This window comes from Burkholderia reimsis (assembly GCF_003294055.1).
GTDB classification, from domain to species: domain Bacteria; phylum Pseudomonadota; class Gammaproteobacteria; order Burkholderiales; family Burkholderiaceae; genus Burkholderia; species Burkholderia cepacia.
In genome coordinates this window covers 309,341-323,263 of sequence record NZ_QMFZ01000002.1, presented here as the reverse complement: position 1 = coordinate 323,263, position 13,923 = coordinate 309,341, and the positions used below count along the sequence as shown (strand labels likewise).

Annotated in this window: 15 protein-coding genes; 7 read left to right on the top strand and 8 right to left on the bottom strand. The window is 68.0% G+C overall.

Annotated elements, in window-relative coordinates; translation table 11 throughout:
* The first annotated feature begins 47 nt into the window (after positions 1–47).
* Positions 48–878: a diaminopimelate epimerase gene (dapF, locus tag DPV79_RS04360; protein ID WP_113044876.1), complete on the top strand. Its 831-nt coding sequence runs from the start codon at positions 48–50 to the stop codon at positions 876–878.
* 218 nt (positions 879–1,096) lie between these two features.
* Here dapF and DPV79_RS04355 read toward each other — a convergent pair whose 3' ends face one another.
* The 4 genes from DPV79_RS04355 to DPV79_RS04340 form a co-directional block, all read right to left on the bottom strand.
* Positions 1,097–1,525: a PRC-barrel domain-containing protein gene (locus tag DPV79_RS04355; RefSeq protein ID WP_042974211.1), complete on the bottom strand. Its 429-nt coding sequence runs from the start codon at positions 1,523–1,525 to the stop codon at positions 1,097–1,099.
* A 188-nt stretch (positions 1,526–1,713) separates the two neighbouring features.
* Positions 1,714–2,670 carry a hypothetical protein gene (locus DPV79_RS04350; protein ID WP_060224855.1) on the bottom strand — a complete coding sequence of 319 codons (957 nt, stop codon included), beginning with the start codon at positions 2,668–2,670 and terminating at the stop codon, positions 1,714–1,716.
* A 16-nt stretch (positions 2,671–2,686) separates the two neighbouring features.
* Positions 2,687–3,817 (bottom strand): 3-deoxy-7-phosphoheptulonate synthase, encoded by a 1,131-nt coding sequence (locus tag DPV79_RS04345; RefSeq protein ID WP_113044875.1) that lies wholly within the window; start codon positions 3,815–3,817, stop codon positions 2,687–2,689.
* Positions 3,818–4,011: 194 nt separating this feature from the next.
* Positions 4,012–5,328: a lipase family protein gene (locus tag DPV79_RS04340; RefSeq protein ID WP_113044874.1), complete on the bottom strand. Its 1,317-nt coding sequence runs from the start codon at positions 5,326–5,328 to the stop codon at positions 4,012–4,014.
* 405 nt (positions 5,329–5,733) lie between these two features.
* Here DPV79_RS04340 and DPV79_RS04335 point away from each other — a divergent pair, with 405 nt between their 5' ends.
* From DPV79_RS04335 to DPV79_RS04325, 3 genes are read left to right on the top strand one after another with little or no spacing between them, the layout of a single operon-like run.
* The gene (locus DPV79_RS04335) at positions 5,734–6,288 is read left to right on the top strand and encodes a hypothetical protein (RefSeq protein WP_113044873.1); all 555 of its coding nucleotides are present in this window, start codon (positions 5,734–5,736) and stop codon (positions 6,286–6,288) included.
* Between the two features lie 28 nt (positions 6,289–6,316).
* Complete coding sequence (locus DPV79_RS04330) at positions 6,317–6,739, top strand: hypothetical protein (RefSeq protein ID WP_059688088.1); 423 nt, start codon at positions 6,317–6,319, stop codon at positions 6,737–6,739.
* Positions 6,739–8,004, top strand: coding sequence for a hypothetical protein (locus DPV79_RS04325; protein ID WP_113044911.1), 1,266 nt, complete (start codon positions 6,739–6,741; stop codon positions 8,002–8,004). Before DPV79_RS04330 ends, DPV79_RS04325 begins: the two co-directional genes overlap by 1 nt.
* A gap of 91 nt (positions 8,005–8,095) precedes the next feature.
* On the opposite strand, the gene DPV79_RS04320 is transcribed toward DPV79_RS04325, so the two are convergent.
* The gene (locus DPV79_RS04320; protein WP_059553165.1) at positions 8,096–8,803 is read right to left on the bottom strand and encodes a YceH family protein; all 708 of its coding nucleotides are present in this window, start codon (positions 8,801–8,803) and stop codon (positions 8,096–8,098) included.
* Positions 8,804–9,212: 409 nt separating this feature from the next.
* Between DPV79_RS04320 and DPV79_RS04315 the strand changes: the two genes are divergently transcribed.
* Positions 9,213–9,977, top strand: a complete 765-nt coding sequence (locus tag DPV79_RS04315) for an SDR family oxidoreductase (protein ID WP_113044872.1) — start codon at positions 9,213–9,215, stop codon at positions 9,975–9,977.
* A gap of 13 nt (positions 9,978–9,990) precedes the next feature.
* Here the strand turns inward: DPV79_RS04315 and DPV79_RS04310 are convergent, their stop codons facing one another.
* The 3 genes from DPV79_RS04310 to DPV79_RS04300 are packed head-to-tail and all read right to left on the bottom strand — an operon-like array spanning position 9,991 to position 12,423.
* A complete protein-coding gene (locus tag DPV79_RS04310; protein WP_113044871.1) occupies positions 9,991–10,698 on the bottom strand; it encodes an MOSC domain-containing protein in 708 nt (235 codons plus the stop codon).
* On the bottom strand, positions 10,695–11,591 hold the full coding sequence (locus DPV79_RS04305; RefSeq protein ID WP_048023763.1) for a dihydrodipicolinate synthase family protein: 897 nt from the start codon (positions 11,589–11,591) through the stop codon (positions 10,695–10,697). The genes DPV79_RS04310 and DPV79_RS04305 overlap by 4 nt, the downstream gene beginning before the upstream one ends.
* A 49-nt stretch (positions 11,592–11,640) precedes the next feature.
* Complete coding sequence (locus DPV79_RS04300; RefSeq protein WP_059495202.1) at positions 11,641–12,423, bottom strand: aldolase; 783 nt, start codon at positions 12,421–12,423, stop codon at positions 11,641–11,643.
* Between the two features lie 133 nt (positions 12,424–12,556).
* On the opposite strand from DPV79_RS04300, the gene DPV79_RS04295 reads away from it, so the two are divergent.
* Positions 12,557–13,099: a helix-turn-helix domain-containing protein gene (locus DPV79_RS04295; protein WP_021158662.1), complete on the top strand. Its 543-nt coding sequence runs from the start codon at positions 12,557–12,559 to the stop codon at positions 13,097–13,099.
* A 31-nt stretch (positions 13,100–13,130) separates the two neighbouring features.
* Positions 13,131–13,868, top strand: a complete 738-nt coding sequence (gene hutC, locus DPV79_RS04290) for a histidine utilization repressor (RefSeq protein ID WP_048023760.1) — start codon at positions 13,131–13,133, stop codon at positions 13,866–13,868.
* Positions 13,869–13,923: the final 55 nt, after the last annotated feature.

Sequence of the window (13,923 nt, the reverse complement as noted above, 5' to 3'; positions counted from 1 at the left end):
ACGGCGGGCCACGTACAGTGTTCACCTGTCTCCATTCCGGAACCGCCATGCCGATCGGATTTCAGAAGATGAACGCAAACGGCGACGACTTCGTCATCGTCGACCTGCGCGGTCAGGATCAGGAACACCTGCCGCGTATCGACCGCGACCTCGTGCGGCGCATGGGCGACCGGCACCGCGGCATCGGCTTCAACCAGCTTGCCGTCGTGTCGGACTGCGACGACGCGGCGGCCCGCGTCGCGTTCTGGAACGCCGACGGCTCGCCCCTCGACACCTGCGGCAGCGCAACGCGCGGCGTCGCATGGAAGCTGATGCGGGAATCCGGCATGGCGTCGCTCGTGCTGCGGACCCGCCGCGGTTATCTCGTGTGTTCGAGGGAGACGAACGGCCTGATCACCGTCGAGATGGGCACGCCGCTCACCGGCTGGCGGGACGTGCCGGTCGCCAACGCACTCGACACCCTCGCGCTGCCGCTGCCCGGCGCGCCGGCCGCCTGCAACATGGGCAACCCGCATTGCACGTTCTTCGTCGACGATCTCCGCGCGATCGACGTCGCGGCACTCGGCTCCGCCATCGAAACGCATCCGCTGTTCCCGCAGAAAACCAACGTGCATTTCGTTCAGGTCATCGATCGCACGCATATTCGCCTGCGCATCTGGGAGCGCGGCGGCGGCGTGCCGCTCGGTTCGGGATCGTGTTCGTGCGGCGCGGTCGTCAACGGCATCCGGCGCGGGCTGCTCGACGATACGGTGCGCGTGACCTGCGACGGCGGCGACGTCACCGTTCGATGGGACGGTACCGGCAGCGTGCTCCTGAGCGGGCCGGTTTCGTTCGGGTTCAGCGGGGTATGGGTGGGCGAGGAGAAGCCGGCGATCTGATCGCCGGCATGTGCGGCATTCACGGCGTGTGACGGCGCACCGCGCCGATTCGCGCGCGATGCGCAGTTGCATCGGCATCGATCGTCGAGGCAATTCGTCCGGAGCCATGATGCGAGGCCGAACCCCGCCGACTCGCGCCGACTCGCATGGCCATCGACGAACGACGGTCGCCGCCCCCGGCGCGGTGCGCGCCGGGCGGCGATGCATCGAATCGGCGATCAGTGCTTGTCGTCGACCTTCTTCGGCTTCGGCGGCGACGGCACCTTCGCGTACTGGAACGCCGGCGTCGCCTTCAGCGCTTCCTTCGTCGCGCCCGGCAGGTAGATGTTGCCCTTGCGCACGTCGAGCGACGCGATCGGCACCGCGACGTCGTGCGCGGCCACGCCGAGGAAGCCGCCGGCCGACACGATCGCCGCGGACACCGAGCCGTCCGGCGCGACGATCAGGTCGCGCACGGTGCCGACCTTCTGGTTGTCGTCGTTGTAGACGGCCTTGCCGAGCACGCTCTTCTTCACGCTCCAGCCTTCGAGCAGCGCCTGCGATTGCTCGACGGTGACGCTGATCGGCTGCGCACCTGCGATCTGCGCGTGCGCGCTGACGCTCGAGGCGAGGACGGTTGCTGCGATGAGGGTCTTGTAGAAAGCCATGCTGTTGTGCACTCCGGTGAATTGTTGTCGGTCGCGGCGGCCGGCCGAGCCGCCGCCGTGCATGCGCCGCGCGAAGCCCGGCGGCCCGCGCGCGACACATCGCACCGGCCCATGTTAGCGCCACTCGCGCAACGCTGCATCGGACGCGATGACGCAGCACCCGTCACCCGCCCCGCGCGATGGCGACACTACGGACAACGCAGCGAATCGCGAACGCGATCGAACTCCGGCAGATAACGCGCGTAGTTCTCCTCGCGCGCCGTGTAGATCAGCGCGCAGGTCTTCGTGTCGCCGGCAGTCGCCACGACCGCCTGGTGGACGACTGCGTCGCCGAGCGTCTCCTTGTGCTCGCAAGTCAGTGCGGGCCTGCCGGCTATCGTTTCGTTTGCCGCGTGCGGCGATTCGGTCGCGCTGCCCCCTTCCCCGCCTCCCTCGTCCCACCCGTCGCAGAGGCTCGACAGGGCATCGTCGCTCTTGTCGCCGATGACGAACTCGATCCCGGCCGAGATCAGCCCGAACCTGAAGCGCCGGATCCGGTAGGTCGCGTCGCCGCGATCCTCCGGCTGGTTCGCGACGCGCCATCCCGCAGGCAGACGCAGTTCCGCGGGCGCCGGATAGTCGCGCACGAGCCGCAGGTCGTTGTCGAAGTTCAGCACACCCGCAACACCCAGCACGACGATCGCCGTCGCAATCGACAGCCAGACGCCGAGCAGCGTCAGCAGGCCGATGCCCGCCGCACGCCAGTTCGATTGCAGTGCACCGCCGGCCGCCCGGTGAGCGTCGACGGCAGCGCGCTGCGCGTGCCTTGCATAGACGATCGTCCCGGCGAGGCCGGCAATGACGACCACATGCACGAGCGCGTGGGGCACCGCCGCGGTTTCCGGAACGTCCGCCGCCGCGTAAAGCACGATCGACACGAGCGTGACGAGTGCCGTGACGAGAATCTGCCGCTGCGCGAGCGCGCGGTGGCCGAGACGCCGCGCATTCGCCGCGAGCAGGATGCCGCCGGCGAGCGGCGAGCCGAGAAACGCCGCCCAGCCTATGCCCGCCATCGTGAACAGCTTGCCGGGCGGCACCGTCGCCGCCCCGCCGGAAGCAGCGGGTTCGCCCGGGACAGCCGGTGCGTCGAAAGGGAAATCGGTCATGCCGGTATCGTCCGCGTCATGCGTTGCGCGACTGTGCACGCCGTTGCCGCACGGCCTCCGCCAGCACGTCGAGCACCGGCTCCGTCTGCGTCCAGCTCAGGCATGCATCCGTGATCGATACGCCGTACTTCAGCGGCACGCCCGGCTTCAGGTCCTGCCGCCCTGCCTCGAGATGGCTCTCGACCATCACGCCGACGATCCGGTGCTCGCCCTGCCCCAACTGCCGCGCGAGATACTGCGCCACCTCGATCTGCCGCTCATGCGACTTGTTCGAGTTCGCGTGCGAGCAGTCGACCATCACCTGTTCGCGCAACCCGGCCTTGCGCAGCACCGCGCAGCTCGCCTCGACATGTTCGGCGTCGTAGTTCGGGCCGTTCTTGCCGCCGCGCAGGATCACGTGCGCATCGTCGTTGCCGCGCGTCTCGAAGATCGCGGCCATCCCCATCTTCGTCATCCCCATGAACGCATGGCTCGCGGCCGCCGCGACGATCGCGTCCGACGCGACCTGCACACCGCCGTCGGTGCCGTTCTTGAAACCGATCGGGCAGCTCAGGCCCGACGCGAGCTGGCGGTGGCTCTGGCTCTCCGTCGTGCGCGCGCCAATCGCGCCCCATGCGATCAGGTCGGCGATGTATTGCGGGCTCAGCAGGTCGAGGAATTCGGTCGACGCCGGCAGGCCCAGTGCGTTGATGTCGAGCAGCAATTGCCGCGCGGCACGCAGCCCTTCGTTGATGCGGAAACTGCCGTCGAGGCGCGGGTCGTTGATGTAGCCCTTCCAGCCGACCGTCGTGCGCGGCTTCTCGAAGTAGACGCGCATCGTGATCAGCAGGTCGTCCTTCAGCGCATCGGCGGCGGCCTTCAGCCGGCGTGCGTAGTCGAGCGCCTGGTCGTGATCGTGAATCGAGCACGGGCCGACGACGAGCAGCAGCCGGTCGTCGCGGCCGTGCAGGATGTCGCCGATCGCGCGGCGCGTGTCCTCGACGAGCGTCTGCGTGGCGGCCGGCACCGGCAGCTCGTCCAGCAGCAACGCGGGCGAAATCAGCGGGCGCACGGCGCCGATGCGGACGTCGTCGATGCGCGTGGTGTCCTGCGTCGCGTCGGCGCTGCCTACCTCGCGATCGTGGGAAGGATTGTCGAGGTTCTGCATGGTGATTCTCCGGGGGACGTCTGTAATGGTGAGCAGGCTCGATTATGGCACCCGGGCGGGGCGGCGAAGGGTTCCGGCGGGAGGGCCGGGCGAGGCAAAGGCCGCGTTGACGCGACCGGGATCAATGCCGGAATGAAAAAAGCGACCCGTGAAGGGTCGCCCGGCCATGCGCCGCGCGGTACGGTGCGGTGCGGCTAGTGCAGCGTCTCGGGCGCCAGCGAATTGCTCGGCAGCAGCAACGTCAGCCAGCAATTGCTCGGCGCGGCTTTCCCGTTGAAACGGTCGTAGAGCCACGGCAGCATGCCGGCCACCCACGGCACGATCGCCCCCGCATGCTCGAGCGGATACTCGTTGTACGTGACCGGCGTGCCGCTGGCGCAGAACTTCTGCGCGAGCGCGCGCACGTCGTACGCGAGCATCACGCCGTCACCCACCTGGCTGCTGAAGGTGCCGTCCAGCGCGCCCGCCGTGCCCTGGCCGATGAACATCGGGATCGTCGGCGATGCGGCCAGCCCGGCATTCACCTTGTTGGCATACGTCACGTACGCGGGAATGCTGTTGATGTCGTTCGCGTATTGCGGCTTGAACAGCGTGCCCCAGTGCAGCCCCGTGTATTTCGGCAGGATGTACGCAAGCGACTGGCTCTGGATGTCGTTGAACACGGCGACGCCGGTATCGCTGAGATAGGGCGTCAGGTCGAAGCCGTAGCCGCGCGACAGCCCGGCCAGCGCGGCCGCGGCCACGCCGCCCCACACGATGCTGCCGTCGACATAGCGCAGGTTGTGCGCGGGGTCGACCAGCACACCGCCTTCCGCCGCGCCGACGAGCTGCCTGTTGATCTCGGGTGCATAGCTCGGCGCGAGCTGCGCGGCCCAGTTCGTCGCGATCGCGCCGCCGGAATAGCCGATCATCGCGACCTTGCTCGACGGACTCAGGCCGGTCGACGGCGTATTGAGCGCCGCGCGGATCGAATCGAGCGTCGTCATCCCGTATTCGGGGCCGGCGGCGAAATCGGCCGTCTGGCCTTCCGTATCGGGCACGATGACGTTGTAGCCGAGCAGCAGCAGCGTCGACAGCGGAATCGATTCCGCGCTGTAGAGCAGCGTGCCGACGTTGATGATCTTCGTGACGTCGCGATCGCCGGCGATCACCTGCGACGGCTCGTCGTACGGGTTCAGCGAATCGTAAGCCGACTGGTACGAGATGGCCCGGCCGTTGCTGACCTGGCTCCGGATCACCGACGTCACGTTCACGACCGGCTGGTTCAGCGCGTTATTGGTGCGATACAGCAACTGTTGCGCGGTCAGCGCGGTCGGAATGCCGGCCACGTGATAGGTGACGTTGCGCGTCTTGAGCACCGTGCCCGGTGGAATCGATGCCAGCGGCGTGGTGCCGGTGTAGGTATAGAACGGATCGGACACGGCCGGTGCGCCGGCGCTGGCCGGCGGTGCGGCGACCGCCAGCGCGGCGGATACGGCTGCCACGGCCAGCATGAAACGTCTGGAGGACATGGTTGGGGCCCCTGGGATAACCAGCTCTCATCGAAGGAAGTTCGGCGGTGTTGCAGACCATCGTGTGCGCCGCGTCAAAACCGTTTCCGTGCCATCGACTGTCTCCTGTGAAAGATTGATCCGGCCTGTTCTGAATTCGTCGTTTTAGTAGGAGTACAAACCGGATTAATTGAAGCACATCGAGAACGCGCTCGACGGGCGTTTTCCATTGTTTGAAGGTAAACGTCTAAACGCGCCGCCGCACGATGCGGGGCGCGCCGGCCGTTCGGCCGACTGTCCGCGTTTTGCGGAAGTACCGTACGATCACGGCTGTCGGGTACCGAAGCGGCCGCGTCGTGCGATGCCGGCCGCACGGCGCACCGCCTGCCTGTGACCGATCGTTTCCTGCCCAGCCGACACGCCACGATGACCGTCTCCGAACTGCTCCGCGCCATTCGCCAACCGTATGCCGACCTGCTCGCGAAGGCGGCCGCACAACCGGCCGTGATCGCCGAACCGGCCTACCGGCGTGCCGACGGCACGCTCGCCACCGAAGGGCCGCTCGCGCTGCCGTGCCGGGCCGACGTCATCGCGACCGAAGGCGAATCGGCCGGCCAGCCGGCGATGGTCGATTCCGCCACGCAGCTGGATTTCGAGCCGTTCGCGTTCGATCTCGACACGGCGGCCGTGTCGATCCGCCCGTTCGTGTGGGACTGGGCCGCGATCGAGGCCGACGGTCTCGGCGAAAGCGCGACGGCCGACGCGTTCAAGGCATGGTTCTTCGCGTGGTTCGATGCCGACGACGAGAACACGCCGGCCGAAGACGGCCTGCACGGGATCGTTCACTACCTGTCGGAACCGGTTCGCGCGGAACAGGGGTGGCGCGTCCATGCGGATCTCGGCTCCGCGCCCGAAACGGCCGTCGAGGATCTGCTGTTCCGGCTCGTCGATGCGGGCGCTTCGCGGATCCGCGTCGGTTGATTGGCCACTTCGTTTCCCTTACGCCATCATGAAAAAAATCTTCGCAGCCGTGCTGCTTTGCGTGTCGCTTCCGGCACTCGCCAAGGTATCCACCGACGTGTTCTGCTTCAGGTCGGACGGCGACAAACCCGTGCGCTTCGAGATGCGCACCTACTATGACGATGCGGTCAAATGGTCGGGCGGCATGGTCCGGTACGCGCAGTCGAAAACGGCCCTGCCGCTGGTGATCGAGCACGAGGAGGATGAAGTGCTCGACGAAAGCCGTCCGCACCAGTACACGACGACCTGGGTCGAAATGGTCGGCGGCAAGGTCAACGGGCGCTACGAAATGATGACCCAGGGCGCGATGGTCTATTCGATGACCTACACCAACGCGCGCACCGGCAAGCAGACCGCGTTCGGTCGCGCGCTGGATGTCGACGCGTCCGAACAGACCGGGTGCCGCTGGTGATGCGCCCGCTGATCCGGATCGCGTGGGTGCTGGTCGCGCTGCACGCAGGCTTCGCGCATGCCGCGCCGCGCACGGTCTACGAAGGCACGCTGCAAGGTGCCGGAGCCGTCGTGATGGAACTCGACGATCGCCCGGCTGCGGACGGCTCGATCTCGGGCCGCTACTTCTACGCGCAGCACGGCGTCGATATTCCGCTGCACGGCACGCCCGCGCAACTGGTCGAACCGCTCGTGCGAACGCAGTTGCCGGACGACGCGCGCAGTCCGTTGGGATACCGCGAGCAAGCCGATTTCGATCACGCCGCGGCCACCTGGCAAGGCACGCGGGACAAAGCCGGCTATCGCGGCCGCTGGACCGACACACGCTCCGGCAAGACGCGCAGCTTCACGCTGCGGCGCGTCTCTGAATACGATCCCGACGCGGTTGCGCCCGGCTCCGTCGAAGCCGTTACCAACAGCATCGCCGGTGGCGTCGGCAGCGGTATCGCAAGCGGCGTGGCCATCGACATGCGGCAGGCGCCTTATGCGACGCTGAAGCTTGCCGGGCACGCGCAGCCGGCCGGCCCCGAGATCGGAGACGGCACCGTCGCGTACCGGATGTGGCGCGACCCGCGCACGAAGCTCATGTACCCGCGTCTGAGCCGCCATCCCGATGCAGCGGTCATGGCACGGGTCAACCGCCTGCTCGAACAGCAGCACTGGCAGATGAATCTCGCCGCGCTCGAATGTGCGTCGACCCGCTATTCCGACGACGGGCCGGCCGCCGGTTCGCTCGGCGGCTACGACGACGAACAGGTGACGGTCACGTGGCTGTCACCTGCGGCACTCGGCATCGTGGAATCGGGCAGTACGTACTGCGGCGGCGCTCATCCGAACAATCACTACGATCCGGTCACGTTCGACCTGCTGCGTGGTACGTACCTCGACTGGAATCGCGTGATCGACGCGGCTACGACAGGCAAGGACGGCGACCCGGGAACGAGTCCCGCGCTGGTGAGTTTCATTACGCGGTTGCGCGACAAGGCAACACACGGTCAGCAAGTGACGGACGGCGAAAGCGATTCGCTGTCGTGCGCGGATGTATTCCCCGAGTATCTGGCGTTCGAACTCGACGCACCCGGCAAGCTCTCGTTCGTCGTATCCGGGATCGGCCACGCAATGGGCGCCTGTCTCGGGCCGCAACTCGATGTGCCGTTCGCGGCGCTCGCGCCGATCCTGAGGCCGGGCGGCGCGCGTTATCTCGTACCGGGCGTCAAGCTGAAGTAATAAGGCGGTGCGGCCGGCATCCGCGTCGCGCCCCGGCCCGGCCGCATAACGACCGGGCCGGGCGAAGGCGCATGAATCGCAGTCGCTCGTGTCAGGACGCGTCGCCTTGCGCGTCGACGTCGATGCCGAGTTCGCCGGCCATCCGCAGAACCAGCGCATTCAGTCGCGCCACTTCATCCGCGAGGCGCTTCTGTTCGGCCTTCAGCGCTTCGAATTCCGAAGGCGGCACGGAATCCGCGCCGCCGGCCTCCGCACCCGCGAAGTCGGCCACGTTCACTTCGCCGCACATCAGGTGCATCCAGCGGTTCTCGCGCGCGCCCGGCGCACGCGGCAACCGGACGACGAGCGGCTGCGCGCGCGCCGCGAGTTCGTCGAGGAACGCCTCGACCGACGAGATATCCGCGAAACCGTGCAGGCGCGCGCTGTTCAGGCGCAGCTCGGCGGCCGTCTGCGGGCCGCGCAGCAGCAGGATCGTCAGCAGCGCGATCGCCTGGCTCGGGATGCCGAGCACGCGGTTCGCGTTGTGCTCGAAACGCGGCACGCGGCTGCTGCTGCCTTCCATCACGAGGCTCAGGTGCTTCAGCCCGTCGAGCGCGGTCGTGACTTCGTCCTCGCTGACGTTCATCACCGGCGAGCGCGCGGTTTTCTGGTTGCAGCCCGCGGTCAGCGCATTCAGCGACAGCGGATAGGTGTCCGGCACCGTGTGCTGTTTCTCGACGAGCACACCGAGAATGCGGGCCTCGAGGGGCGTGAGTTCGCGAAGGGCGCGTGGCGTGGGCGTATCCGGCGTGGTGGTCATGAGTGGCGTCGCAGCGTGCAGCAGGTGAAGGGAAACAGTCGCGGCCCGTCCGGCATCGCGCACGGGCGAGCCATATGATAGCTCGCGTCGCTCGGCCCGGCGCCACTCGCCAACCGCCGCGCGCACTTGCCGCAGCCGGCTTTCGTCCGCCCTGCCCGCCGGCCGGTGCCGCGCGGCGACGGATGCGCGCCGTGACGGCGATTCCGCCGCCTCGCACGCGGCGGCGTTTGCGCGACACGCATGCCGGCGCTACGATATGCGTCACCCCGACGTCCGCAGCGCGGCGCGAGCGCTTTCGCACGCATCACCACGCATCGCCCGTCCCGCACGCCAAGCCGCCGTGCATGCGCGTCGCCCGTCGACGCCGCTCATCCGTTCATCCATTCACCCCTTCGACCCGCTCACCGCCATGACCGCATCCTCTTCCGCACCGCACGTGCGCGCCATCGTCACCGGACACACGCGCGGCCTCGGCGCGTCGCTCGCCGAACAGCTGCTGCTGGAAGGCATCGCCGTGCTGGGCGTGTCGCGCAGCCGTCATCCGACGCTCGCGTCGCAAGCCGGCGACCGATTCACCGAAATCGAACTCGACCTGTCCGACACGCCGGCCGTCGCGACCTGGCTGGCCGTCGACACGCTGCGCCGCTTCGTCGACGGCGCGTCGATCGTGCTGCTGTTCAACAACGCGGGCATCGTCGATCCGATCGGCCCGCTCGCCGCGCAGGATCCGGCGATCGTCGCGCGCGCGGTCGGCGTGAACGTCGCGGCGCCGCTGATGCTGTCGGCCGCGCTCGCGCAAGCGGCATCGGCCACGACCGAATGCCGGATCCTGCACGTGTCGAGCGGCGCGGCGCGCAACGCGTACGCGGGCTGGAGCGTCTACTGCGCGACCAAGGCCGCGCTCGATCACCATGCGCGCGCGGTCGCGCTCGACGCGAACCGCGCGTTGCGGGTCTGCAGCGTCGCGCCGGGCGTCGTCGACACGGGCATGCAGGCAACGATCCGCTCGACCAGCGAAGACAACTTCCCGATGCGCGAGAAATTCGACCAGTTGAAGTCGAGCGGCGCGCTCGCGACGCCCGAGGCGGCCGCGCGGCAGTTGATCGGCTATGCGCTGAGCGATGCGTTCGGCTCGGTACCGACCGCCGACGTGCGGGAACTGCCGGGCCACTGAGCCACGCCGAACGTCAACGTCCTTCGAGCCGCTTCGTCCAGTCTTCGACCCGCCGCTCCGCCCGGCGCCTGTCGAGCAGCTTGCGCCAGCCGGCCGGCAGTATCGGGACCTCGCACAGCGCGTCGAGCGCGGCCATGTCGAGCGTGCGCCGGTACAGCACGTCGAGCACCGCCGACAGTGTCCATTGCGGATAGACGCGCCGCTGCAGCGCCAGCACGTCGCCCGGCGCCACCCAGCCCGCCTGCAGCACGCGGTAATACCAGCCGGTCCGGCCGCTTTGCTGCACGAGCGCGGCCATCCGCGGATGATCGAAGCGCGCGTTGAGCTTCCAGCACGGCTGCCGCGACTGCGACACCTGAAGCACGGCGCCGCCCAGCGTGAACTCGTCGCCGAGACACACGTCGTGCTCGGTCACGCCGTGCGTCGACAGGTTCTCGCCGAACGCACCCGGTTGCGCGAGCACGTCGCGTGCGCCGATCTGCGCGGCCCACCATGCGTAGTGATCGTGCGCATAGTGGTGCACCGCCTTGTCGGGGCCGCCGTGATGCCGCGCATCGGCCTGCTCGTCGCCGGCAAAGCCGAGCGCGCCCAGCCACAAGCGCGATCCGACCGGCTGCTTGTCGATCGCGCTGGCGTGCGGCGTGCCGGCCAGCGGCCGGCTCGCGCCGATCCGCACCGCGCCGATAATGGCCGAGATCGCCGGCCGTGCCGCGTCGCTCATGTCGTCACACCGTCAGGCAATGCCGCGAGCAGGCGTTCGAGTTCGCGCGTGCGCGCGTCGCCGAGCGGCATCAGCGGCTTCCTCGGTTCGCCGGCATCGAAGCCGCACAGGCGCAGCCCGGCCTTCACGGTCACCGGCAAGCCGCCGTTGACGATGAACTGCAGCAGCGGCAGCTGCGCCTGAAAAACCGCCCGGGCGCGTGCCAGATCGCCCGCGCGCATCGCGTCGAACAGCGCCAGCGGCAACGCCGCATTCAGGTTCGGCGCGGCCGTGCACCATCCGGCCGCGCCTGCCGCGAGTGCGGCAAGCGCCATCGGGTTGCTGCCGTTGTAGAACGGAATCGCGCCGTCGCTCAGTTGCGCGAGACGGTGCATCCGCCCGATGTCGCCCGTGCTCTCCTTCACCATCGTCACGTTGTCGACGGTCCGGCAGATCGTCGCGATCAGGTCGGGCGACATGTCGACGCCGCTCGTCGCGGGGTTGTTGTACAGCATGATCGGGATGCCGATGGCGGCGCCGATCGCGCGATAGTGCGCGACGATCTCGTCGTGACCGAGCTTCCAGTACGACACCGGCAGCACCATCACCGCATCGGCGCCGGCCTGCTCGGCGAAGCGGGCGCGGCGCACCGCGCCCGCCGTGGTGAGATCGGAAATCCCGACGACGGTCGGCACGCGCCGGCGCACCGCGCGGATCGACGCGGTGGCGACCGCCTCCCATTCGGCGTCGGACAGGTACGCGCTCTCGCCGGTACTGCCCAGCGGCGCGATCGCGTGGACGCCGTCGGCAATCAGGCGCTCGATCAGCGCGTCGAGCGCCGTGAGGTCGACGCCGCCGTCGGCGGAGAACGGTGTAACCGGGTAGGCAATGATGCCTTTCAGCAGGATGGACACGATAGTAATCCTCAGTGATGGTCGGGCACGGCGGCGGCGAATCGCCCGCTCACGCGACGCAGTCCGGATGCGTGCGTAATGCCCTGCGCGCGTAGTAGTCGAAGGTCACCGCGTCGCGCTTCGGCTTCGAAATCCAGTCGTGCGCTTCGCGCGCCAGCGCCGGCGGCACCGGCCTGATCTCGCCGGCCGCCATCGCGAGCAGTTGCAGCTTCGCGGCCCGCTCGATCAGCAGCGCGAGGATGCACGCTTCCTCGATCGTCTTGCCGACCACGAGCTGGCCGTGATGCGACAGCAGGATCGCGCGCTTGCTGCCGAGCGCCTTCGAGATGATCTCGCCCTCCTCGTTGCCGACCGGCACGCCGGGCCAGTCCTTCAGGAACGCGCAATCGTCGTACAGCGGGCAGGTATCCATGTGCGACACGACGAGCGGCTGCTCGAGCATCGACAGCGCCGCGACATGCGCCGGATGCGTATGGATGATGCAGTTCACGTCCGGGCGCTCGCGATAGATCCACGTATGGAACCGGTTGGCCGGATTCGGGATGCCTTCGCCGTCGACGACGTCGAGATCCTCGTTCACGCGCAGCAGGTTCGCGGCCGAGATCTCGTCGAAACCGAGCCCGAGCCGCTGCGTGTAGTACGTGCCGGCGTCGCCCGCGCGGCAGGTGATCTGCCCGGCCAGGCCCGAGTCGTGACCGGCGTCGAACAGGATCCGGCACGTGAGCGCGAGCTTCTGCCGCGCGGACCAGCCGCTGTCGCCCACCTCGTTGTCGAGACGCCGCTCCGCCAGTGCGACCAGCGCGTCCTTCGTCAGATTCAGCGTTTCCGCCATGTTCACCTCCTGAATGGACCGGGTCGGTCGCGCCGTCCGCGCCGCTTTTCCGGGAACACGTGACACACGATACACCACAGGACACTTTGTGTCATGCGTTACAATCGGTTTTTCGAAGGACACGTGGCGCCCCATGACGATTCGCCTGAAGCTGCTCAGAAAACAGAAGGGCTGGACGCTCGACGTGCTGGCCGACGAGACGGGCCTCACCAAGAGCTACCTGTCGAAAGTCGAGCGCGGCCTGAGCGTGCCGTCGATCGCGGTCGCGCTGAAGCTGTCGAAGGCACTGAATGTCGATGTCGAACAGTTGTTCTCGGAAAGCCGCAACCGCGAGCTGATCACGGTCACGCGCGCCGGCGAGCGCACGGCGATGGGCGCGGCGGCCGACAGCCACGCACACCGCTTCGAGAGCATCGCGGCCGGCGTCGCGCCGAAGAAGATGCTGCCGTTCGTCGTGCATCCGCCGCACGAATTCGTCGCATCGACGTTCCGCGAGCACGAAGGCGAGGAATTCCTGTTCGTGCACAAGGGGCGCGTCGAAATCGAATTCCCGAACGAGACGGTGCAACTCAAGACCGGCGATTCAGTCTATTTCAACGCACTCATCCCGCACCGCACGCGCAGCCTTGGCGCCGCGCAGGCGGAGATCCTGGTCATCGTCAGTCACGACGACTAGCCTCGCCACCTCTTCGCGCAAGGATCCCCCGATGGTCACGAAGGCCACCGCACCGTTCCAGCAGATCAAGACGCTCGTTCGCCAGAACGTCGACTCGGGCGACTGGCGCCCCGGCGACCGCATTCCGTCCGAACTCGATCTCGCCGCGCAGTTCGGCGTTGCACGCATGACGGTCAACCGCGCGCTGCGCGAGCTGACCGAGGAAGGCGTGCTGAAGCGCATCGCGGGCGTCGGCACGTTCGTCGCCGAGGTGAAGCCGCAGTCGAACCTGCTGATGATCGCGCACATCCGCGACGAAATCCGCGCGCGCGGGCACGAATACCGCTGCCGCGTGCTGAGCCAGTCGAGCGAGCCCGCGTCGTTCGACGTCGCGGCCGCGTTCGGCCTGCCGGTCAATACGCCGGTTTTTCACGTGGTGTGCGTGCACGAGGAAAACGGCCGCCCGATCCAGCTCGAGGATCGCTACGTGAACCCGGCCGCCGCGCCCGGTTTCATCGACCAGGATTTCCAGGTCGAACCGCCGTCCGAGTACCTGTACAACAACGTGTCGCACTACGAACTGGAAATCGAGCATGTGGTCGATGCGTCGCTGCCGACCGGCGAACAGGCGCGGCTGCTCGACATGCGCGCCGACGAGCCGTGCCTCACGCTCACGCGCCGCACCTGGACGAACGGGTTGCCCGTCACGTTCGTGCACTTCCTGCATCCGGGCAACCGCTACCGGCTCGGCTCGCGCTTCAAGCCGGGCGCCGGGCGCCACCCGACCTGATCCTTCGTCACACACCCTTCGTCACATCCCGACCCGCACAAAAGCGCGCGGCGGC

Excerpts from the sequence above, each read along its gene's own strand:
- DPV79_RS04315 (WP_113044872.1), top strand. The coding sequence starts at position 9,213 with ATGACCGCATCCTCTTCCGCACCGCACGTGCGCGCCATCGTCACCGGA.
- DPV79_RS04310 (WP_113044871.1), bottom strand. The coding sequence starts at position 10,698 with ATGAGCGACGCGGCACGGCCGGCGATCTCGGCCATTATCGGCGCGGTG.
- DPV79_RS04355 (WP_042974211.1), bottom strand. The coding sequence starts at position 1,525 with ATGGCTTTCTACAAGACCCTCATCGCAGCAACCGTCCTCGCCTCGAGC.
- DPV79_RS04345 (WP_113044875.1), bottom strand. The coding sequence starts at position 3,817 with ATGCAGAACCTCGACAATCCTTCCCACGATCGCGAGGTAGGCAGCGCC.
- DPV79_RS04325 (WP_113044911.1), top strand. The coding sequence starts at position 6,739 with ATGCGCCCGCTGATCCGGATCGCGTGGGTGCTGGTCGCGCTGCACGCA.
- DPV79_RS04300 (WP_059495202.1), bottom strand. The coding sequence starts at position 12,423 with ATGGCGGAAACGCTGAATCTGACGAAGGACGCGCTGGTCGCACTGGCG.
- DPV79_RS04335 (WP_113044873.1), top strand. The coding sequence starts at position 5,734 with ATGACCGTCTCCGAACTGCTCCGCGCCATTCGCCAACCGTATGCCGAC.
- DPV79_RS04295 (WP_021158662.1), top strand. The coding sequence starts at position 12,557 with ATGACGATTCGCCTGAAGCTGCTCAGAAAACAGAAGGGCTGGACGCTC.
- DPV79_RS04350 (WP_060224855.1), bottom strand. The coding sequence starts at position 2,670 with ATGACCGATTTCCCTTTCGACGCACCGGCTGTCCCGGGCGAACCCGCT.
- DPV79_RS04340 (WP_113044874.1), bottom strand. The coding sequence starts at position 5,328 with ATGTCCTCCAGACGTTTCATGCTGGCCGTGGCAGCCGTATCCGCCGCG.
- DPV79_RS04320 (WP_059553165.1), bottom strand. The coding sequence starts at position 8,803 with ATGACCACCACGCCGGATACGCCCACGCCACGCGCCCTTCGCGAACTC.
- dapF (WP_113044876.1), top strand. The coding sequence starts at position 48 with ATGCCGATCGGATTTCAGAAGATGAACGCAAACGGCGACGACTTCGTC.
- hutC (WP_048023760.1), top strand. The coding sequence starts at position 13,131 with ATGGTCACGAAGGCCACCGCACCGTTCCAGCAGATCAAGACGCTCGTT.
- DPV79_RS04330 (WP_059688088.1), top strand. The coding sequence starts at position 6,317 with ATGAAAAAAATCTTCGCAGCCGTGCTGCTTTGCGTGTCGCTTCCGGCA.